Genomic DNA, 23,741 nt, shown 5'->3' with positions numbered 1-23,741 from the left:
TGGAGAATCATATCGATTAAAAGATTATAAAACCGAAAAATCATTAAATATACGACAATCTTAAACCGCTAAAAAACGACATTTTCAAACCGCCATAAAACAGCATTTTTAAACCGCTATTGACAACTTATATATGTAAAGCACTATCCTAAGGGTTTTTAATCATATGTCAATAATTTCTATAATTAATACACTTAAATATTGTTTAAATAAGTTTTAAAATTTTACACATATTTTTATTTAAAAAAGATGTATAATTAATGTATTAAATATAGAAAGAAGTTGATATTATGAAAAAGTGTATTAAGACTTTGTTTTTAAGTATCATTTTAGTAGTGATGAGTGGTTTATATCATTCAGCACATGCGTCAGATTCGTTGAGTAAAAGTCCGGAAAATTGGATGAGTAAACTTGATGATGGAAAACATTTAACTGAGATTAATATACCGGGTTCACATGATAGTGGCTCATTCACTTTAACTGATCCAGTAAAATCAGTTTGGGCAAAGACTCAAGATAAAGATTACCTTACCCAAATGAAGTCAGGAGTCAGGTTTTTTGATATTAGAGGCAGAGCAAGTGCTGATAATATGATTTCAGTTCATCACGGCATGGTTTATCTGCATCATGAACTAGGGAAATTTTTAGATGATGCTAAATATTACTTGAGTGCTTATCCAAACGAAACAATTGTGATGTCTATGAAAAAGGACTACGATAGCGATTCTAAAGTTACGAAGACATTTGAAGAGATTTTTAGAGAATATTATTATAATAACCCACAATATCAGAATCTTTTTTACACAGGAAGTAACGCGAATCCTACTTTAAAAGAGACAAAAGGTAAAATTGTCCTATTCAATAGAATGGGTGGTACATACATAAAGAGTGGTTATGGTGCTGACACGTCTGGCATTCAATGGGCAGACAATGCGACATTTGAAACGAAAATTAATAATGGTAGCTTAAATTTAAAAGTACAAGATGAGTATAAAGATTACTATGATAAAAAAGTTGAAGCTGTTAAAAATTTATTGGCTAAAGCTAAAACGGATAGTAACAAAGACAATGTATATGTGAATTTCTTGAGTGTAGCGTCTGGAGGCAGCGCATTTAATAGTACTTATAACTATGCATCACATATAAATCCTGAAATTGCAAAAACGATTAAAGCAAATGGGAAAGCTAGAACGGGTTGGCTGATTGTTGACTATGCAGGATATACGTGGTCTGGATATGATGATATCGTAAGCGAAATTATAGATAGTAATAAATAAGGATTCAATAATGATATTAAGACGAGTATGAAAATAGTTAGATTCTAATTATTTTCACTACTCGTTTTTATTTTGAAAATAAGTAATAATTCAACAATATTATAAATTGAACAGATTGTTTATGGAATTTTTGATAATATTAAAGTGAAAAAGTGTTATAAATTGAAATTAATGTGTAATTTGCAAAAGTAAATCATTTTAAAAGAAGAGAGTTGTAAGATGATGAAACGATTAAACAAATTAGTGCTTGGTATTAGTCTTCTGTTTTTAGTCATTAGTATCACTGCTGGTTGTGGCATGGGTAAAGAAGCGGAAATTAAGAAAAGTTTTGAAAAAACGTTGAGTATGTATCCGATTAAAAATCTAGAGGATTTATACGATAAAGAAGGCTATCGTGATGACGAATTTGATAAAAATGATAAAGGAACATGGACTATTAGTTCTGAAATGGCAATTCAGAAAAAGGGAGAAGCCTTAAATATAAAAGGTATGGTTTTGAAGTTAAATAGAAATGCAAGAAGTGCAAAAGGATTTTACTATGTTAATGCGATAAAGAAGGATGAAAATGGCAGACCTCTGGATAATCAAATAGAATATCCCGTTAAAATGATTGACAATAAAATCATTCCAACTAAAGATATCAAAGATGAAAAAATAAAAAAAGAAATAGAAAACTTTAAGTTTTTCGCGCAGTATGGCAACTTTAAAGATTTATCGAAGTACAAAGATGGAGATATTTCATATAATCCAGAGGTGCCGAGTTATTCAGCCAAATATCAATTAACTAATGATGATTATAATGTAAAGCAATTACGTAAAAGATATAATATACCAACGAATAAAGCGCCGGAGTTATTATTGAAAGGTTCAGGAAATTTAGATGGTTCATCAGTTGGCTACAAAAAAATTGAATTTACTTTCGTAGAGAAAAAAGGAGAAAACACTTACTTTACAGCTAACCTACATTTTAAACCGAGTGAGGATGAATAATCGTGACTAATAAAGAGTATGAAATCGATTCAAGGAAACAAAATAAAAAGAAGAGAGTTGTAAGGTGATGAAACGTTTAAATAAATTAGTGTTAGGTATTAGTTTCTTATTTTTAGTCATTAGTATTACTGCTGGTTGTGGCATAGGTAAAGAAGCGGAAATAAAGAAAAGTTTTGAAAAGACATTGAGTATGTATCCAATTAAAAATCTAGAGGATTTATACGATAAAGAAGGCTATCGTGATGATCAGTTTGATAAAAATGATAAAGGCACATGGATTATTAATTCTGAAATGGTTGTTCAACCTAAAGGGGAACGTATGAAATCAAAAGGTATGGTTCTATATATGAATAGAAACACTAAGACTACAACCGGGAAGTATATAGTGAGTGAAACACTTCATGATGAAGATGGTAGACCTAAGAGTAAAGATAAAGAATATCCCGTTAAAATGGTAGACAATAAAATCATTCCAACTAAAGGTATCAAAGACGAAAACATAAAAAAAGAAATCGAAAACTTTAAGTTCTTCGCGCAATATGGCAACTTTAAAGATTTGTCGAAGTACAAAGATGGAGACATTTCATATAATCCAGAAGCGCCGATTTATTCAGCTAAATATCAATTAACTAATAATGATTATAACGTAAAGCAATTACGGAAAAGATATGATATACCGACGAATAAAGCACCAAAGTTATTGTTGAAAGGCTCTGGAAATTTAAAAGGTTCATCAGTCGGATACAAAAAAATTGAATTTACTTTCGTAGAGAAAAAGGGAGAAAATATATATTTTAGTGATGGGCTACAATTTAACCCAAGTGAGGATAAATAACCTCACTGCCTCCCACACGATTCAATATGAAATTCAAATATGTTGCTGTAAAATAATGTAAAATAAACGTATTCATATTACTGAATTGAGGGATAGTATGCAACGTGATTATTTAATTCGAGTAGAAACTGAGAGTATGTCAGATTTCAAAAGGCTCAATGGTTTAATGATTGGTTTTGTTATTAAAGGTGAGGCGCACATTTATGATGAAAATAATATGACGCAATGCAACAGTGGCGACATTTTCATCATTAACCACCGCGACTTGTATCGATTTCAACTTCAACAAGATGGCATCATATGTTATATCCAATTCCAAATGAAATATTTAGCAGACAAGTTTGATGATGTGCATTGTCTATATTTTCACTTAACAGATGCGACCACAACCAAAAATATACATCAACTGAGAAATATAATGGCAAGACTGGTTTCAACACATATTCGACATAATGAGTTGTCTAAATTGACTGAGCAACAACTTGTGATTCAGTTGCTTATGCATATGATTCATTATGTCCCGCGTACATATCATTCGAACCAAAGTATCTTAAATGATGATAAAGTGAATCAAGTATGCGACTATATCGAGTTACATTTTCATGAAGACTTAAGCCTTTCGGAATTAAGCGAATATGTTGGGTGGTCAGAGAGCCATCTGTCTAAAAAGTTTGCAGAATCGCTAGGTGTAGGATTCCAGCATTTCTTAAATACGACGCGAATTGAGCATGCGAAACTCGATTTGACATACACAGATGAAACGATTACTGATATTGCATTGCAAAATGGCTTTTCAAGTGCAGCGAGCTTTGCGAGAACATTTAAACACTTTACGCATCAAACGCCTAAACAATATCGAGGTGATCGTCCGGCAATCACTGAAAATCAACAATCGGCACAACATAATTATCACGACCGTGAATTGATATTACTTTTAAATGACTACATTGAAGAAATGAATCATTTCATTGAAGATATTGAAAAGATGAACTATAAAGAGATTGCCTTTAAACCAACTAATCAACAACTAAATCAATTTAATCATATTATTCAAGTGGGCTATTTGAGGAATTTGCTCAATACACAGTATCAATCACAGTTACTTACATGCCATCATGATTTTCATGTCAATGAAGTATTAGCATATGATGTGATGCCATATATTATGAAAAAGCTCAATGCGCCATTCACGTATGATGCAGAGATTTCGAATATATTTTATGATATCGATTTGTGTTTAGACTTTTTATTAGATCATAACTTTAGTTTGACAATGCATTTGGATCAGTATGACTCACGTGATTATATCGATGCATTCAAAGTATTTATCCATCACGTTGCCCTGCATGTCAGTCATAGAAAAGATTTGAAGTTCAACTTGTATGTGACGACATTGCACACTTCTTTGATTGAAATGATTGATTATTTTAAAGCGTTATTCCCTAATGGTGGCTTGTACATTCACTTAGATCAAGCTACGGAAAGACATCTACCATTGTTGAAACGACTTGAGCCACACATCAACCATTTTGTATTTGATGCCAATTCAAATGATGCTGTTGATTTTAATAAAATGAATGATGATGAATTTAAAACCGCGAGTCAAATAATTATTAATAAAACGAATTACCTTATCGACTTAATGCATCGCCATAACCTAAAGAGACCACTTATTTTACTCAATTGGAATACATTGACGGGTGATACATTTATTACAAACGGCGAATATTTTAGAGGTGGTATCATCATTGAGCAATTATTAAAATTAAGTTCTAAAGTAGAGGGTATCGGGTATTGGTTGAATTATGATTTGCACGTCAGTCATTGTAGAAATGAACGGGATTATATGAATTCTATTGAACTGTTTCATCAATATAATGGAAAACGTCCGGTCTATTTCACGGCATTGCTATTTAATAAATTAACAAGCAATATTTTGTATTCTGATGATACATGTATTGTCACGGGGACTGATTCAAATTTTCAAATATTGTTATATGATGCAAAGCATTTTAATCCGTACTTAGCGTTGGACAATCAAATGAATATGCGTGCAACGGAAATGATCCATTTGAACATTAACGCCCTAGAAGACGGTATGTATAAGATTAAACATTTTACCTTAGATAAAGAAAATGGTGCGTTATTTAATCTTTGGCGCAAACATCATACGATACATGGCATGGACAAGGACTCTATAGATTACGTTAATCGAATGAGTTTTCCGAAATTAGAAGTATATGATATAGATATCACGGAGACACTGGCATTAAACATTAAAATGATTACGAATGGGATTCACTTAATTGAAGTAAAACGTTACCCAAGTTCATAAAATGATCACAAATCACAAATTTTGATATACATAATTTGTGATTTTTTATATTCAAAGCTAAAATTGCAAAAAATTAATGGTTAACATCTCTGTTGTTGTCAATATAAATAATGATTAATCATTTATGATGTAACTAAGGAGATGAAGGATATGAATCAACAATTAATTGAAACTTTAAAATCTAAAGAAGGCAAAATGATTGAGATCAGACGTTATTTACATCAGCATCCAGAATTATCTTTTCATGAAGATGAAACGGCGAAATACATCGCTGAATTTTACAAAGGTAAAGATGTGGAAGTAGAAACGAATGTCGGACCACGTGGAATTAAAGTAACGATTGATTCAGGGAAACCTGGTAAAACATTAGCAATCCGTGCAGACTTTGATGCATTACCTATTACTGAAGATACAGGATTATCTTTTGCATCACAAAATAAAGGTGTTATGCACGCATGTGGTCACGATGCACATACAGCATACATGCTTGTATTAGCAGAGACGCTTGCTGAAATGAAAGATAGTTTTACAGGAAAAGTCGTTGTGATACATCAACCAGCTGAAGAAGTACCACCAGGTGGTGCTAAAGCAATGATTGAAAATGGTGCATTAGACGGTGTTGATCATGTATTAGGTGTACACGTCATGAGCACAATGAAAACAGGTAATGTGTATTACAGACCTGGTTATGTTCAAACAGGACGCGCATTCTTCAAATTGAAAGTTCAAGGTAAAGGTGGTCATGGTTCATCACCACATATGGCCAATGATGCCATTGTTGCAGGTAGCTACTTCGTCACAGCGTTACAAACAGTTGTATCTAGACGACTAAGTCCATTTGAAACCGGTGTTGTCACAATCGGTTCATTTGACGGTAAAGGTCAATTCAATGTCATTAAAGATGTTGTTGAAATTGAAGGTGATGTACGTGGATTAACAGATGCTACAAAAGCAACAATTGAAAAAGAAATTAACCGTTTATCAAAAGGCTTAGAGGATATGTATGGTGTAACTTGCACCTTAGAATATAACGATGATTATCCTGCATTATATAATGATCCAGAGTTTACTGAGTACGTGGCTAAGACGTTAAAAGAAGCAGACCTTGAATTTGGTGTCGAAATATGTGAACCACAACCACCTTCAGAAGACTTTGCATACTATGCTAAAGAACGTCCAAGTGCCTTTATTTATACAGGTGCAGCGGTGGAAGATGGTGAAATTTACCCACATCATCATCCTAAATTTAACATTTCAGAAAAATCATTACTTATTTCGGCAGAAGCTGTAGGGACAGTTGTTTTAGATTACCTTAAAGGAGATAACTAACATGAATGAAACGTATCGCGGGGGCAACAAGTTAATCTTAGGTATTGTATTAGGTGTTATTACATTTTGGTTGTTTGCACAATCACTTGTAAATGTTGTACCAAATTTACAACAAAGTTTTGGTGCAGACATGGGAACAATTAGTATTGCGGTAAGTCTAACCGCACTATTTTCAGGCATGTTTGTTGTTGGAGCAGGCGGCCTAGCAGATAAAATTGGACGCGTGAAAATGACAAATATCGGCTTATTATTAAGTATTATTGGTTCAGCATTAATTATTATTACAAATTTACCAGCATTGTTAATTTTAGGTCGTATTATACAAGGCGTATCAGCAGCGTGTATTATGCCTTCCACATTGGCCATTATGAAAACTTATTATGAGGGTGCTGAACGTCAGCGCGCCTTAAGCTACTGGTCTATCGGTTCTTGGGGTGGAAGTGGTATCTGTTCACTCTTCGGTGGGGCAGTTGCGACAACTATGGGTTGGAGATGGATTTTCATCTTCTCAATTATCGTTGCCGTACTTTCAATGTTACTCATCAAAGGGACGCCTGAAACGAAATCAGAAGTTACCAATACACATAAATTTGACGTTGCAGGGCTAATTGTTCTAGTAGTTATGTTGCTAAGTTTAAACGTTGTCATTACTAAAGGTGCAGCACTTGGTTACACATCATTATGGTTCTTTGGTTTGATTGCAATCGTAATTGTAGCATTCTTTATTTTCTTAAAAGTTGAGAAAAAAGTAGATAATCCGCTTATTGATTTTAAATTATTTGAAAATAAACCATATACAGGTGCAACGATTTCGAACTTCTTATTAAACGGTGTTGCAGGTACATTAATTGTAGCGAATACATTCGTGCAACAAGGTTTAGGTTATACAGCATTGCAGGCAGGATACTTATCAATCACTTATTTAATTATGGTGTTATTGATGATTCGAGTTGGTGAAAAATTATTACAAAAAATGGGTTCTAAGCGACCAATGTTATTAGGTACATTCATTGTGGTCATTGGTATTGCACTTATTTCATTAGTATTCTTACCAGGCATATTTTATGTTATCAGTTGTGTCGTAGGATATTTATGTTTCGGACTAGGCTTAGGTATTTATGCAACACCTTCTACAGATACAGCTATTTCGAATGCACCGTTAGATAAAGTTGGCGTTGCTTCAGGTATTTATAAAATGGCTTCATCACTTGGTGGTGCATTCGGTGTCGCAATTAGTGGTGCAGTATATGCCGGTGCAGTTGCTGCAACGAGCATTCATACAGGTGCGATGATTGCACTTTGGGTTAACGTATTAATGGGGATCATGGCATTTATCGCAATTTTATTCGCGATTCCTAATGATGATAAACGTGTCAAAGATGCGAAATAATAACGATGACACGCCCAGTGTTTTGATAATAATTTAAATGAAAGTAAAGCAAATTAAATGAGGAAATGTATAGAGCAGTGCATATAGATAAATCTATGATTGGATTAACACTAATATAAATATAAATGAAAAACCATCCACTTAAACTTTTAATAAGTTAGGTGGATGGTTATTTATTGCGTTGTTCTAAAAATTTTGACACTTATATGGAAAGAAATATATATAATGTGAAGGTTATGGCAATTCGCTTCAATGAAGGCGACGTGTAAAAGTGTATATTAAATGATTCGAGGTCAGACTCCGAGAACAGTGTCCGTCATGCTTACCGCATACTAATGAAGCATCATTATATCAGTGTTTATAGCCGATTTAAGATAATAAATTTTGCTAAACAAAAAAGCCAACCCATGAATGTTGGATTGGCTTTTTACATGCATCTGAATCTCTAATTTTAAAAAAATATGAATATAAATAAGACAGTAAAAATTAAATTTCAGTTGTTGCAATTTCTTCATCTGTAGGTACATCATCGTTAAGGCCAACAAGTGCTTCAGAAACATTTCGTGAATGATAACCGATACGTTCAAGAACACCAATCATGTCGATATATAGTAATCCGCCTTTTGTTGTACATTCACCACGATTAAGGCGTTTAATATGACCTTTGCGTAGTTTATGTTCAATATTAAATGATTCTCTACTACGTTCTACAATTTCATCTTTTTTCGTTTTGTCATAAACATCTAACATGTCGATGGCTTTATCAAATGATTCGGCAACATGGTTGAATAATTTATCCATACCGCGTTGTGCATCTTCTGTAATGCGAATATCTTCATCATGTTGGCGTTTTAATTGAGCGACATACTCTTCTGTTAGCTCTGCTACTTTTAAAATAGAGCGATTGACATCAAACATAACTGCTAAACGCTCAACGTCTGCCTTCGTAATGGCTTTTGTAGAAATTCTAACTAAATAATTTCGAATACTATCATTGATTGTTTCAACAGCTTGGTGCTTTTGTTCAAGCTTTTTGATCAATTTTTTATCGTCTTTTGTAATTTCGCGAATGTCTTCAAACATTGATAAGACAATCTGACCAACATTTTGTAATTCTTTTTGAGTTTCTTGTAATGCAACACCAGGTGCGTGATAAACAAGATCTTTGTTTAAGTGCTGAGGTTTATAGTCATCAGCAATATCTTTACCTGGGACAAGCTTTGTAACTATCCATGCTAAACCTGCTACAAATGGTAATTGAATCAAAGTATTTGTTATGTTGAAGATACCATGTGATACTGCAATCGTCATCGCTGGTTTTAAGTGCCATACATCTTGTAACAAACTAATCAAATGAATCACAACTGGCAAGAAAATTGTGAAGATAATTACCCCGATTAAGTTAAAGATGACGTGTACAAGCGCCGCACGTTTTGCAGCGATTGAGCCGGCTAAACTAGCTAAGATAGCTGTAATCGTTGTACCAATATTATCGCCTAGTAACACAGGGATTGCTGCGTTTAAGCTGATTAAATCTTGTTGATAAAATTCTTGTAAAATACCAATCGTCGCACTTGAACTTTGAACTAGTGCTGTTAACCCTGCGCCGACAATGACAGCAAGTATTGGATTTGTAGACATATCAAGCATTAATTGCTTAAATCCATCTAATGATGCTAAAGGTTTAACGGCATCACCCATAAATTCTAGACCGAAGAATAGAGAACCGAAACCGAATAGTATGCGGCCAATGTTATTGATTTTAGAGCGCTTAAAGAAAAAGATTAAAAATGCACCTAATGCTAAAATTGGCATTGCATATTCGCCTAAATCTATACCGATAATAAATGCAGTTACCGTTGTTCCGATATTAGCACCCATTATCACTCCAATGGCTTGTTTCAATGTCATAAATCCAGCTGTTACCAGTCCGATTGTGATAACTGTCGTACCTGAACTACTTTGTATTAAAATAGTTACAACGATACCTGCAATAACACCTAATACTGGATTTGATGTAAATTTGTTTAAAATATCTCGTAGCCTGTCTCCTGCTGATGCTTGAAGCCCGTCTCCCATGATTTTTAAGCCGTAAAGGAAAATACCTAAACCACCTAAAAAGGAGAAAATGACTTCTGTAACCGACATTTCCATTATTTCACCTCAAATAAGCTTTATATTTAGATTATCGCTTATAATTGTAAATTTAATGTTAAGATTAGGTAAAATTATTTAACAATATATGTTATTTGTATATGACTTGTAAAATATCATCACTTATTATGTAAATTTTCAGTGTGAAATGGCAGGTTTGCAATCACTTGTTTAACAAAATGATGCAATCAATCATGTGACAATGTTTTGGCAATAAAAAATCATGAGAGTGGAACAACGAAATAATTTTTATGAAAACATCATTTCTGTCCCAGTCTCATGATTCGAAATCACCAAATAAAATTATTTAATGTGCCTCGTTATAACAATTTGTGTTCTTTTAATAATGTCTCAATGTACGTACCTTTTATCTTTTTAAGGAATCCTGCTAATGCGAGTTTTTGCATTTTCGAATCTTTAGTAATCTCGCGCAAATCTTGATGGTCATTCAGTTCGTATATGGCATCCATTAAGACACGAAGATCAAATGTACTATTGATGACCTCTGGAATACCACGATTTATATTTAGTAATTGATAAACAGCTTCCATGGCAGTACGAACCGAATATTCTGTTGTAAATACAGTATCTCGCTCTGTTTCTGCAAAGTTACCAATAAATGCTAAATTTTGTGATTGATGCGGAACGACTAAAGGTCTGTCGCCGATAGCACGCGTCATGAAATAAGAGGTAATATATGGCATATAAACAGGAATCGTATTAGATGCATGTTTTGCTAAGTCTTCAATTTTGTCAGTTGGTACACCTAAGTGATACAGCCATTCTTGACATATTTCATTACCACTACATTCTGTGATTGGCTTTTTAATATAATCGCCATTTACATCTGAATATAAGGCATAAATCCATGTAGATATTTCATTTTTAGGTTGGTCTTTAAACTGTTGCTGACGATTGATTGTAAAACTGATTTGCCATGCAGAATCATTGATTGTAATAATTCCACCAGTAACCGTTTTGCCTGCAAGTGGATCACGTTTACAAATGCTTTCTATTGTATCGATAATATCTTTATTGTTAGTTGTCGATGTTGCAGAAACAAACCAACTTTTTTGAGGAATATTTTGGCAAAACTTATCAGGATTACCAAATTCAGGACTTTGTCGCGCTAAATTTTTCCATAGTGTCCAACTACCACCTAATTCGTCAGTTGGTGGTGCTGGTGTATCATTATCACCATACGTAGAGCTTTCCGTAATACTACCGTTTGTCACAAAGACAAGATCATCTACAGTCAGTTTAATTGACTCTGCTTTGCCATGTCGGTGAATTAATATTTCTCGGGCAATTTTTTGACTTGTCGTAACATCTACTTTAATATCTTCTACTTTTACATCGTATTCAAATTGAACCCCATGCGATTTTAAATATTCAACCATAGGTAATACTAAAGATTCATATTGATTATATTTAGTGAATTTTAAAGCTGAAAAGTCTGCGAGACCACCAATATGATGAACGAATCGCATTAGATAGCGACGCATTTCCATTGCAGAATGCCACGGTTCAAATGCAAACATCGTTTTCCAGTAAATCCAAAAGTTTGAATTAAAGAAGTCATCGGAAAATACATCTGTTATTTTGACATCATCTAAATCTTCTTCATTCGTTAAGCATAAATCTAAAATTTCTTTAATCGCTTTTTTGGTCAAAGTGAAGTCTCCATCGGTAACTAAACGTTGACCCTGTTTTTCAATAACTCGACAGCGAGAATAGTTAGGGTCTTCTTTGTTTAGCCAATAGAACTCATCTAATACAGACGCGTTATCGATTTCTAATGAAGGGATAGATCTGAATAAGTCCCACAAACATTCAAAGTGGTTCTCCATTTCACGACCACCTCGGACAACATAGCCTTTTAAAGGCATATTTTCACCATCAAGACTACCACCTGCTTTAGGTAACTCTTCTAAAATATGAATCTTCGAACCTTCCATTTGACCATCCCTAATTAAGAAACAAGCTGCCGCAAGTGAAGCTAACCCAGACCCGATTAAATAAGCAGATTTGTTTTCTACATTTTCAGGTTTTTTAGGGCGCGCAAATGCTTCATAATTTCCATAACTGTAATACATATCCACCAAGTCCTTTCGTATTAGAATACACTCAGACTATACCCCTTTGTGAATTGCAAATATTAGTATTTATATTGGTAAATTTGACGAAATTAGATCATTTTTATATTTTTGATTTTAAAAATTTTATCACTCGAATGTTTTTGGATTCTGAGGTGCGGGACTTGGAATAATTCGAATCATTATGTGGCATGTTAAACAGCTAAATATAAGCTATGCACATTTAACAAGCGGATACTCCTGACGCAATTATAGTATCATTACATATTGTTTAATCGTTTGGGGTAATGTAATTAAAAGGTAAAATAGGCAGAGTGTTATACATAAAATGTAAAGAAAGAGGCGATAGAATGTCTAAAATCAGGTCTTTTACAATATTAAGTCTACTTATTTACTTAGCTATGACGTGCTATACAGTAGTGACCTATCCAAAATTACCAACCAAAGTGCCTATTCATTATAATTTAGCAGGGGATGCTGATAACTTTGCTGATAAATGGGTACTGCTTTTGATTAATAGTGCATTTATAGTGATTTGGCTTATATTTTTCATTGCAGGTAGATACTATGAACGATTTGCCAAATGGTCACATTATAATCATACACCACGTGAAATTCGAGCGATTAAATTATTTTTAAGTACGTTAAATTTAGAGATTATGAGCTATATGTCTATCTTCACAGTATTAGAAATTTGGCAAATACAACACCATCATCAATTCAATTTACTATGGTTTAATATGATATTTATCATTATCATTGGTTTGACGCTTGTCATATTTTGTTTACTTCCTACAATTCATAAAATGAGAGATTCTCAATAAAAATATAAACTGTCATGATGCAGTTTTGAAGCGGATTCCTGAAATTATTATAAATAATATCTAGTATTTATAATTAAAATGATATATTATTTATTATAGTTAAATATTGTGTATATTTTGTGAACTTTTTGTAAAAATTCGATTGCCTGTCACATATAGGAGTGTTACATTTTAAATATGTGATCATCGCAAAATATAAGTTGAAATAGGTTGTAGATTAATCAGAATGATAAATATTTTATATAAAGAGAGGGAGTCATTATGACACTACTTACTGTAAATCCATTCGATAATGTTGGATTATCAGCCTTAGTTGCAGCAGTACCTATTATTTTATTTTTATTATGCTTAACCGTTTTTAAAATGAAAGGCATTTATGCAGCATTGACAACTTTGGTTGTTACATTGATTGTGGCTTTATTTGTATTTGAATTACCAGCGCGTGTATCAGCAGGTGCGATTACAGAAGGCGTTGTTGCCGGTATTTTTCCAATAGGATATATCGTTTTAATGGCAGTTTGGTTATATAAAGTTTCTATTAAAACAGGACAATTTTCTATTATTCAAGATAGTATTGCTAGTATTTCAGAGGACCAAAGAATCCAACTATTATTAATTGGATTTTGTTTCAACGCATTTTTAGAAGGTGCAGCAGGATTTGGTGTGCCAATTGCGATTTGTGCAGTATTATTAATTCAACTTGGATTTGAACCATTAAAAGCAGCGATGTTATGTTTAATTGCTAATGGTGCGGCGGGTGCCTTTGGTGCAATTGGTTTACCAGTTAGTATTATTGATACGTTTAACTTAAGTGGAGGCGTTACAACATTAGATGTTGCGAGATACTCAGCATTAACACTTCCAATTTTAAACTTTATTATTCCATTTGTTTTAGTATTCATTGTAGATGGTATGAAAGGTATTAAAGAAATTTTACCTGTCATTTTAACAGTGAGTGGTACATATACTGGATTACAATTATTATTAACAATATTCCATGGTCCAGAACTAGCAGACATTATTCCATCACTAGCAACAATGGTGGTGTTAGCATTTGTTTGTCGTAAATTTAAACCGAAAAACATTTTCAGATTGGAAGCGTCTGAACATAAAATTCAAAAACGAACGCCTAAAGAAATTGTCTTTGCTTGGAGTCCGTTCGTAATTTTAACTGCCTTTGTATTAGTATGGAGTGCACCATTCTTTAAAAAATTATTCCAACCTGGAGGTGCGCTTGAAAGTTTAGTATTAAAAATGCCAATTCCAAATACTGTGAGTGATTTATCGCCTAAAGGAATTGCGTTGCGTCTCGATTTAATTGGTGCAACTGGGACAGCGATTTTATTAACAGTAATTATTACAATTTTAATTACGAAGTTAAAATGGAAAAGTGCAGGTGCTTTATTGGTCGAAGCAATTAAAGAATTATGGTTACCGATCCTTACAATTTCAGCTATCCTAGCTATTGCTAAAGTTATGACATACGGTGGTTTGACTGTAGCAATTGGACAAGGTATTGCTAAAGCTGGAGCAATTTTCCCATTATTCTCTCCAGTATTAGGTTGGATTGGTGTGTTTATGACTGGTTCAGTTGTAAATAACAATACTTTATTCGCACCTATTCAAGCGACAGTGGCACAACAAATTTCAACAAGCGGTTCATTACTTGTGGCAGCTAACACTGCAGGTGGTGTAGCAGCGAAACTTATTTCACCACAATCAATTGCCATTGCGACTGCAGCTGTTAAAAAAGTTGGTGAAGAATCAGCATTATTAAAAATGACGCTAAAATACAGTATTATATTTGTTGCCTTTATTTGTATTTGGACGTTTATACTAACGTTAATATTCTAAATATAAATAATGTTGTCACTTGGATTCAAATGACATTTTAAATCTAATTATTCATGAATCGAACTAGTACGAAATGCATTGAGCATCTTGTCTAGTTCGATTTTTTAATGTCTAAAAATGTCGTATATGTAATTAGAGTAGAAAGTGTTGAGGCGTTTCAGAAGTTGTTTAGAAAAGTAAGTAAAATAAAAAATGCACTGAGCAACAAAAGATGTTGCTAGTGCATTTAGATGATTCTTATCATTTCAAATAAGAATGTGTTAATCAACGTATATAAGTTAAAATTGGTTTGGATAAAATGATATCTATCGTTGTGTATTGTTTGTTTTTATAGTTCGCGACGACGTCCAGCTAATAACGCTGCACCTAACGCTAATGATAATCCACCAAATACAGTTGTACCGATGAATGGATTTTCTTCACCAGTTTCTGGTAATGCTTGAGCTTTGTTAGCATCTGCATGGTTTGCTGGTTGCTTCTTATCAACAACAAGTTCTTGACCAGGTTTGATTATGTTTTTGTCAGCTAATTTGTTATCTGCAGCAATTTTGTCAGCAGTAGTGCCGTTTGCTTTTGCAATGTCATTTACTGTATCACCAGGTTTAACGACATGTACCCCGTTGCCGTCTTCTTTGCCAGGTTTGTTACCATCTTCTTTACCAGGTTTGTTGCCGTCTTCTTTACCAGGTTTGTTGCCATCTTCTTTACCAGGCTTGTTGCCGTCTTCTTCACCAGGTTTGTTGCCATCTTCTTTACCAGGCTTGTTGCCGTCTTCTTTGCCAGGCTTTTTGTTGTCTTCTTTGCCAGGTTTGTTGCCGTCTTCTTTACCAGGTTTGTTGTTGTCTTCTTTGCCAGGTTTGTTGCCGTCTTCTTTACCAGGTTTTTTGTTGTCTTCCTCTTTTGGTGCTTGAGCATCGTTTAGCTTTTTAGCTTCTGCTAAAATTTCTTTGCTCACTGAAGGATCGTCTTTAAGGCTTTGGATGAAGCCGTTACGTTGTTCTTCAGTTAAGTTAGGTAAATGTAAAATTTCATAGAAAGCATTTTGTTGTTCTTTGTTGAATTTGTTGTCAGCTTTTGGTGCTTGTGCATCATTTAGCTTTTTAGCTTCTGCTAAAAGGTTAGCGCTTTGGCTTGGGTCATCTTTTAGGCTTTGGATGAAACCATTGCGTTGTTCTTCGTTTAAGTTAGGTAAATGTAAGATTTCATAGAAAGCATTTTGTTGTTCTTTGTTGAATTTGTTATCCGCTTTCGGTGCTTGAGATTCATTTAACTTTTTAGCTTCTGACAATAGGTTAGCACTTTGACTTGGGTCATCTTTTAAGCTTTGGATGAAACCATTGCGTTGTTCTTCGTTCAAGTTAGGCATGTTCAAGATTTCATAGAAAGCATTTTGTTGTTTTTTGTTGAAATTGTTGTCAGCTTTCGGTGCTTGAGATTCGTTTAATTTTTTAGCTTCACCTAAAACGTTAGTGCTTTGGCTTGGATCGTCTTTAAGACTTTGAATGAAACCATTGCGTTGCGCTTCGTTTAAGTTAGGCATGTTCAAAATTTCATAGAAGGCGCTTTGTTGATCTTTGTTGAAGTTATTTTGTTGCGCATCAGCTTTTGGAGCTTGAGAGTCATTAAGTTTTTGAGCTTCACCTAAAACGTTAGCACTTTGGCTTGGATCATCTTTAAGGCTTTGGATAAAACCATTGCGTTGATCAGCATTTAAGTTAGGCATATTTAAGACTTGATAAAAAGCATTTTGTTGAGCTTCATCGTGTTGCGCAGCATTTGCAGCAGGTGTTACGCCACCAGATATAAGTAATGTACCTAAAGTTACAGATGCAATACCTACACCTAGTTTACGAATTGAATAAATGTTTTTCTTTTTCAAATTAATACCCCCTGTATGTATTTGTAAAGTCATCATAATATAACGAATTATGTATTGCAATACTAAAATCTATATTTATAATTAAATTTAAATGTAAGTTTTACAACTTATAAAATAAATATTTTGCTCAAAGATTTATTCGGGAAGTAAAAGGCTTAAAACCGCAAAATCACGCTATTTCGATTAATAAAAACAGATAAAATATAGAGATATTTTTTATAATGAAAGCGGTTTAATACGTATAAGTTAAAAAATATTTTTAAGAATAAAGTGGGGCTTTGAATGTGCTGAGGTTTAATTTCGGAAATGGTTTTAAGAGATATAGAAAATAGAAAGTTGTTCATAATGTGCTGAGGTTTTATTAAAAAATAGAAAACACAAGTGTACTTTAGAATACAGCACACTTGCGTAATAGAGATATTATTCAAAAACAAGATGTAAATGATCTTTATCTGCTAATAATTGATTCACTTGAGCTAATAATTGTTCAGCATGGTCTTGCTGCGCGTCATCCATATGAATTAAAATTTTTCTTTCATCTTCAGTTGAGCGTTCTTTTATTAGATAGCCTTGCTTTTTTAAATTATTGAGAGCTCTAACAGTTTGAGGGTATTTATGGTGGATTGTTTCAATTAAATCTTTAAGAAGAACGATGTTTTTATTTTGAGAAGTGATAATAGCTAGAATTGTAAATTCTACAAAACTTAATGTTAGATGCTTTTTGATAATATTCTTGAAATACATTGTATACATCATCAAGTTTAGAAATTCTTTACTATCTTTTGGTATCATCTGTGATTCACTTTGATCTGCAAGATTAAATTGTTTAATGATTTGATCAAACAATGTAACACGTTCTGCAATTTTCTCTCGTTGTTCTTCAGATATTGAAATGTAAGTATTACGCTCATCAATTTTACTTCGAACTTTACTAATATATGAATGTTTCACAAGTACTTTTATATGCTGTACTAAATCCGATTGTTTATAACATAAATCTGAAACAATCTTCTTAAATGGAAGTGTGTTTTCTTGCTGATGAAATAAATAAGTCAGTAATATAAATTCTTTTATAGTCATATCGACTTCAGGCTTGACTTTTTTCTTAAAACGAAACATATATGCTTCAATGATTATAAAATCTCTAATTTTGTCATGGTTATTATATTTCATTGTTTTATCTCCTTGTATATGCACTTTATTTTAATATAACACAATATAATAAGAAAAATAATCCATAATTTACAATTAAAAATAATATGATATTTTTATTAAAATTTGTGTTTTTGAATAAATGACATTATCAAACACTATATTTAAATAAGAAATAGTTATCGATATTTGAAAAATCGAAGAATATTGATTGATATTATAGAATATGAGTCGGTGTTATTTGTATATAAAGTATTAATATGTAATTAAGAAAGTCGACGCTTGTTAACATTAACAACAACTATATGTATAAAAAAACCTCGCAACTGTTAGTTAACTGAATCATTTAGCTAACTTCGTTGTGAGGTCATTTTGTTTTGATAATATCTTTATAACTTTTTCACGGTTAATAATAAGTATATGAAGAATGGGGCACCAAAAGCAGCAATAAATACACCTGCTGGCACTTCTTTAGGCAAGAATAAGGTACGCCCAATTAAGTCTGCAATAACAATTGATATGGCACCAATCATTGCTGACATTAGTAACTTTTTAGCATAACTTCCGCGAACGATTGTTTTCGCGATATGTGGTGCGATTAAACCGACAAACCCAATGTTACCTACTAAACTGATTGCCATAGATACGAGTATAGTAGAAGTGATTAATTGGATTAGTTTCATACGTTGTACATGTAAGCCTAAGCCAATCGCTACAGGGTCATCAAGTATAGATATTTTCATTTTTGGTATAACAAGAAATAACAACGGCACAACAGCTAAAATAACCATACCCAAAATGATTGTATCTTTAAACGTAGCACCGTAAAGACTTCCGACTAGCCATGTATAAGCTTTGGCAGCAGATAATTGCTTCGTTGTAATGAGTAATCCTTGGACAAGCGCAATAAACAACGTTTGCATCGAAATACCGATGATTATGAGTGTTGTCGGGCGTATTTGTCCTTTCGTTTGAAACACTAATAGTATCATCATTGCAATTGTGCCACCTAATACAGCGAATAGTGGAAGTAAATGTATCGTTAAATGGCTGAAAAATGCAATAAAGACAACAGCACTTAAGCTAGCACCACCTGTGATACCGATAATATCAGGTGAGGCAATTGGATTTTTTAATACATTTTGCAACATTAAACCACTCATTCCTAGTGCGGCACCTGCTAAAATCGCAAGTGTAATGCGAGGTAAGCGTAATACTTCTAAAGTGAATTGATCCATACTGTCATTTGGATTTATAAAGTACATCAGTACGCGTTGTAATGGTATAAAGCTTGAACCAATCATCATACTTACCACTGAAACGATGGCTAAAAAGATTAACGCGAAGATGAGATGGTAATTGTCTTTTTTATTAATCTTTTCGGTCATAAGCGTTGACGTCCTTTCTTCATAATATAGATTAAGACAATAGCGCCAATGACAGCGGTAACGACACCGATAGGCGACTCTAGTGGCTTAATTATTATACGAGCAACAATGTCTGAAATGATCATTAGGATTGCTCCAGCTAATGCAGTAAAAGGAATTAAATACTTATAGTTTGGTGGTAATAATCGTTTGCTAATATTCGGTACGATAAGACCCACAAAGACGATTGATCCAGCTACGGCTACCGAAATACCGGCTAACATACTGATGAGCATAATAATCATCCATTTGATTAATTTTATGTTTTGACCGAGGCCGGTTGCAATGTCGTCACTTGTCATCAAGATGTTGATGTGTGCAGCCATGCTAAATGCAATTAAAATAAGTATCAATACAAGCGGAATAATCCATGGGATATCCCAAATGTTACGTAATGAAACGGAGCCACTCAACCAAAATAATAGGCCTTGTAAGTCTGTTTCGTTCATAATAAGTATGCCTTGAGTAAAGGCTGTAAATAGCATCGCAATCGCAGCACCTGCCAAAATGACACGGTGAGGTGAGAATAGTGTTTGTCTAAACATACCTAGCGCAACGACTAAGACTGTAACAACAATAGCCCCCAAAAATGCGATGACAACAATCATTTTAAAAGATTGAATTTGGATAAATGTAATACTAAAGATGACAAAAAATACTGCGCCTGCATTGACACCGAAAAGGCCTGGTGATGCTATTGGGTTTCGTGTAAGTGCTTGCATCAACAAACCTGAGACAGCAAGGGCAGCACCAGTCAATAACGCAATGATTGTTCTCGACGCCCGTGCACCAGTGACAACATCATGTAAATCGTTTTCACTATCAAAGTTGAATAACGCCTGTATCACCGTACCTGGTGACACAAGCGTATTTCCAATCATTAAACTTAAGATAGCTACTATTGCAAGACATAAACCAGCAATAACGATTTGGTATTTTGGTTTAAGTAGCATCGTAAAACTCCTTAATTATTTTGATTGTTTTTCAATATTTAACTTTTCATATAAATCGTCAATCAATTTTAATGATGATTTATATCCGCCAGCTAAGTTCCAAGTGATTTCATCTAAATCATCAGATACTTGGTTGTTTTTAACTGCGTCTAAATTTTTCCACTCTTTACTTGAAGTCCATTCGCTTTCAGTCTTTTTAACTAATGCAGCATCTTTCGCATTTGGATCTGATTTTACTACAAAAATATGATCAGCGTTCATTAACGGAATGCTTTCTTTAGATGTAAGTTGGATAATATCTTTACCATTATCAACTTGTTTTTGTAAGTCTTTATTACGTTTGAATCCTAAATCATTTAAGATTTCACCAGCATATCCACCAGCATAAATTCTTGTATGATCAGCACGGAAGTTAACAACTGAAGCTTTCAATGGCCATGCATCTTTATACTTTGCTTTTGCATCTTTTTGGAATGCAGCTACTTTATCATCGTACTTTTTAAGTAAATCTTCAGCTTCTTTTTCTTTCCCTAAAGCTTTCCCCATTAACTTAGTTGTATCTTTGAATTTGAAAACTGTATCAGTAGAAACTGTTGGTGCGATTTTAGATAATTGATCGTAAACTTTTTCATTTCTAACTTTTGACGCGACAATTAAGTCCGGTTTTAATTTAGAGATTTCTTCTAAGTTAGGTGCAGGTTCTTGACCTACAATCTTAGTATCTTTTAAATCATTTTTTATGTATTCGAATTTCGGTTTTTGTGTCCATGATTCTACAGCACCTACAGGTTTAACACCTAAAGATACAGCGACGTCAGTGGCACCTTGATATAGCGTAACAACACGCTTTGGTTTCCCTTTAATTTCAGTTGTACCCATTGCATGTTTAATTGAAGTTGTTTCCTTATCTTTGTTATCAGATGATTGCTTATTTGAATTCCCACTACATCCTGCTAAAACAAGTAGGAAAGCAAGCGTAACAACAAGCATTTTAATTACTTTATTCATTGACTAATTAGCCTCCTTCGTGATGTATGACAATGAGAATCATTATCACGATTTAGTATGAATTAAAATTTTTCCTAAGTCAATAAAATATTTATGATTTACATGCAACTTATAATTATTTGACATATAAATGCATAAAAAATATAATCCTAATTACTTGATAGTGAGAATCATTATCAATTAGGTAACACACAATATTATAGAATTTTAAATTTGAGGAGGAAGCGCTTTTGATTGAAAAAAGTCAAGCATGTCACGATTCATTGTTAGATTCTGTAGGGCAAACACCTATGGTTCAACTTCATCAACTATTTCCGAAACATGAAGTGTTTGCAAAGTTAGAGTATATGAATCCTGGAGGCAGCATGAAAGATCGACCTGCCAAGTACATCATTGAACATGGTATTAAACATGGTTTAATCACTGAGAATACACATTTAATTGAAAGTACTTCTGGTAATTTAGGCATTGCGTTGGCAATGATAGCTAAAATCAAGGGATTAAAACTCACGTGTGTTGTTGATCCTAAAATATCACCAACAAATTTGAAAATTATTAAAAGTTATGGTGCCAATGTAGAAATGGTTGAAGAACCTGATGCACATGGGGGTTATTTAATGACTCGTATTGCAAAGGTGCAAGAACTGTTAGCCACTATTGACGATGCATATTGGATTAATCAATATGCGAATGAGTTAAATTGGCAATCCCATTATCATGGTGCAGGCACAGAGATTGTTGAAACAATTAAGCAACCTATAGATTATTTTGTCGCGCCAGTCAGCACGACAGGTAGCATTATGGGTATGAGTAGAAAAATAAAAGAAGTGCATCCAAACGCACAAATTGTTGCTGTTGATGCGAAAGGGTCAGTCATTTTTGGTGACAAACCTATTAATAGAGAATTACCTGGTATCGGTGCTAGTCGTGTACCCGAAATATTGAATAGATCAGAAATTAATCAAGTGATCCATGTAGATGATTATCAATCTGCTTTGGGCTGTCGAAAACTGATTGATTATGAAGGCATATTTGCCGGAGGTTCAACAGGTTCGATTATTGCAGCGATTGAGCAGTTGATAACGTCAATTGAAGAAGGTGCAACAATTGTCACGATTTTACCAGATCGAGGCGATCGTTACTTAGATTTAGTTTATTCAGATACATGGTTAGAAAAAATGAAATCAAGACAAGGAGTTAAATCAGAATGAATAGAGAGATGTTGTATTTAAATAGATCAGATATTGAACAAGCGGGAGGAAATCATTCACAAGTTTATGTGGACGCATTAACAGAAGCATTAACAGCGCATGCGCACAATGATTTTGTACAACCGCTTAAGCCGTATTTAAGACAGGATCCTGAAAATGGACACATCGCAGATCGAATTATTGCAATGCCAAGCCATATCGGTGGAGAACACGCAATTTCAGGTATTAAGTGGATAGGTAGTAAGCACGACAATCCATCGAAACGTAATATGGAGCGTGCAAGTGGTGTCATTATTTTGAATGATCCGGAAACGAATTATCCAATTGCAGTTATGGAAGCAAGTTTAATTAGTAGTATGCGTACTGCAGCAGTTTCAGTGATTGCAGCTAAGCATTTGGCTAAAAAAGGATTTAAAGACTTAACAATCATTGGATGCGGGCTAATCGGAGACAAGCAATTACAAAGTATGTTAGAGCAATTCGATCATATTGAACGCGTGTTTGTTTACGATCAATTCTCTGAAGCATGTGCACGCTTTGTTGATAGATGGCAACAACAGCGTCCGGAAATTAATTTTATTGCGACAGAAAATGCTAAAGAAGCAGTATCAAATGGTGAAGTAGTCATTACATGTACCGTAACGGATCAACCATACATTGAATATGATTGGTTACAAAAGGGTGCATTTATTAGCAACATTTCTATCATGGATGTGCATAAAGAAGTCTTTATTAAAGCTGACAAAGTCGTAGTAGATGACTGGTCACAATGTAATCGAGAAAAGAAAACTATTAACCAATTGGTGTTAGAAGGTAAATTCAGCAAAGAAGCACTTCATGCTGAACTAGGGCAACTTGTGACAGGTGACATACCAGGACGTGAAGACGATGATGAAATCATATTACTTAATCCGATGGGTATGGCTATCGAAGATATTTCAAGTGCTTATTTTATTTATCAACAGGCACAACAACAAAATATTGGGACAACATTGAACCTATATTAAGAATGCGAGGTGTCTGAACA

17 protein-coding genes are annotated in these 23,741 nt (G+C 33.7%); 10 read left to right on the top strand and 7 right to left on the bottom strand.

The window, feature by feature from the left end; genetic code table 11:
- Positions 1–290: 290 nt before the first annotated feature.
- The 6 genes from IDG65_RS09100 to norC all read left to right on the top strand — a co-directional run bounded on the left by IDG65_RS09100 (position 291) and on the right by norC (position 8,156).
- Complete coding sequence (locus tag IDG65_RS09100) at positions 291–1,277, top strand: phosphatidylinositol-specific phospholipase C (RefSeq protein WP_000710558.1); 987 nt, start codon at positions 291–293, stop codon at positions 1,275–1,277.
- 219 nt (positions 1,278–1,496) lie between these two features.
- A complete protein-coding gene (locus IDG65_RS09095; protein ID WP_000977806.1) occupies positions 1,497–2,267 on the top strand; it encodes a tandem-type lipoprotein in 771 nt (256 codons plus the stop codon).
- Between the two features lie 64 nt (positions 2,268–2,331).
- Positions 2,332–3,102, top strand: coding sequence for a tandem-type lipoprotein (locus IDG65_RS09090; RefSeq protein WP_000977793.1), 771 nt, complete (start codon positions 2,332–2,334; stop codon positions 3,100–3,102).
- Positions 3,103–3,199: 97 nt separating this feature from the next.
- Positions 3,200–5,437 (top strand): transcriptional regulator AryK, encoded by a 2,238-nt coding sequence (aryK, locus tag IDG65_RS09085; protein ID WP_001188482.1) that lies wholly within the window; start codon positions 3,200–3,202, stop codon positions 5,435–5,437.
- A gap of 150 nt (positions 5,438–5,587) precedes the next feature.
- Positions 5,588–6,766, top strand: a complete 1,179-nt coding sequence (locus IDG65_RS09080) for a M20 family metallopeptidase (protein WP_001075821.1) — start codon at positions 5,588–5,590, stop codon at positions 6,764–6,766.
- A 1-nt stretch (position 6,767) separates the two neighbouring features.
- Positions 6,768–8,156 carry a multidrug efflux MFS transporter NorC gene (norC, locus tag IDG65_RS09075; RefSeq protein ID WP_001006425.1) on the top strand — a complete coding sequence of 463 codons (1,389 nt, stop codon included), beginning with the start codon at positions 6,768–6,770 and terminating at the stop codon, positions 8,154–8,156.
- A 486-nt stretch (positions 8,157–8,642) separates the two neighbouring features.
- On the opposite strand, the gene IDG65_RS09070 is transcribed toward norC, so the two are convergent.
- Positions 8,643–10,304 carry a Na/Pi cotransporter family protein gene (locus tag IDG65_RS09070; RefSeq protein ID WP_001791319.1) on the bottom strand — a complete coding sequence of 554 codons (1,662 nt, stop codon included), beginning with the start codon at positions 10,302–10,304 and terminating at the stop codon, positions 8,643–8,645.
- 326 nt (positions 10,305–10,630) lie between these two features.
- Positions 10,631–12,406, bottom strand: a complete 1,776-nt coding sequence (locus IDG65_RS09065) for an oleate hydratase (RefSeq protein WP_001670226.1) — start codon at positions 12,404–12,406, stop codon at positions 10,631–10,633.
- 350 nt (positions 12,407–12,756) lie between these two features.
- Between IDG65_RS09065 and IDG65_RS09060 the strand changes: the two genes are divergently transcribed.
- Together IDG65_RS09060 and IDG65_RS09055 are read left to right on the top strand one after the other, a co-directional pair.
- Positions 12,757–13,230, top strand: coding sequence for a DUF1648 domain-containing protein (locus IDG65_RS09060; protein ID WP_000036335.1), 474 nt, complete (start codon positions 12,757–12,759; stop codon positions 13,228–13,230).
- A 261-nt stretch (positions 13,231–13,491) separates the two neighbouring features.
- Complete coding sequence (locus IDG65_RS09055) at positions 13,492–15,084, top strand: L-lactate permease (protein ID WP_000173894.1); 1,593 nt, start codon at positions 13,492–13,494, stop codon at positions 15,082–15,084.
- Positions 15,085–15,412: 328 nt separating this feature from the next.
- On the opposite strand, the gene spa is transcribed toward IDG65_RS09055, so the two are convergent.
- The 5 genes from spa to sirA all read right to left on the bottom strand — a co-directional run bounded on the left by spa (position 15,413) and on the right by sirA (position 21,503).
- Positions 15,413–16,963, bottom strand: coding sequence for a staphylococcal protein A (gene spa, locus IDG65_RS09050; RefSeq protein ID WP_206174073.1), 1,551 nt, complete (start codon positions 16,961–16,963; stop codon positions 15,413–15,415).
- A 420-nt stretch (positions 16,964–17,383) separates the two neighbouring features.
- Positions 17,384–18,136, bottom strand: coding sequence for an HTH-type transcriptional regulator SarS (gene sarS, locus IDG65_RS09045; RefSeq protein WP_000876756.1), 753 nt, complete (start codon positions 18,134–18,136; stop codon positions 17,384–17,386).
- Positions 18,137–18,504: 368 nt separating this feature from the next.
- A complete protein-coding gene (sirC, locus tag IDG65_RS09040; RefSeq protein WP_000136638.1) occupies positions 18,505–19,503 on the bottom strand; it encodes a staphyloferrin B ABC transporter permease subunit SirC in 999 nt (332 codons plus the stop codon).
- On the bottom strand, positions 19,500–20,495 hold the full coding sequence (gene sirB, locus IDG65_RS09035; RefSeq protein ID WP_000924999.1) for a staphyloferrin B ABC transporter permease subunit SirB: 996 nt from the start codon (positions 20,493–20,495) through the stop codon (positions 19,500–19,502). The genes sirC and sirB overlap by 4 nt, the downstream gene beginning before the upstream one ends.
- A 15-nt stretch (positions 20,496–20,510) precedes the next feature.
- Positions 20,511–21,503: a staphyloferrin B ABC transporter substrate-binding protein SirA gene (gene sirA / locus IDG65_RS09030; protein WP_001045111.1), complete on the bottom strand. Its 993-nt coding sequence runs from the start codon at positions 21,501–21,503 to the stop codon at positions 20,511–20,513.
- 230 nt (positions 21,504–21,733) lie between these two features.
- Between sirA and sbnA the strand changes: the two genes are divergently transcribed.
- Both sbnA and sbnB read left to right on the top strand, forming a co-directional pair.
- Entirely contained in the window at positions 21,734–22,714 is a 981-nt protein-coding gene (gene sbnA / locus IDG65_RS09025) for a 2,3-diaminopropionate biosynthesis protein SbnA (RefSeq protein WP_000570808.1), read from the top strand.
- Positions 22,711–23,721: an N-[(2S)-2-amino-2-carboxyethyl]-L-glutamate dehydrogenase SbnB gene (gene sbnB / locus IDG65_RS09020; protein ID WP_001078456.1), complete on the top strand. Its 1,011-nt coding sequence runs from the start codon at positions 22,711–22,713 to the stop codon at positions 23,719–23,721. Before sbnA ends, sbnB begins: the two co-directional genes overlap by 4 nt.
- Positions 23,722–23,741: the final 20 nt, after the last annotated feature.

Source organism: Staphylococcus sp. EG-SA-17, from assembly GCF_017151845.1.
GTDB classification, from domain to species: Bacteria; Bacillota; Bacilli; order Staphylococcales; family Staphylococcaceae; genus Staphylococcus; species Staphylococcus aureus.
This window is presented reverse-complemented; position numbering and strand designations above follow the sequence as displayed.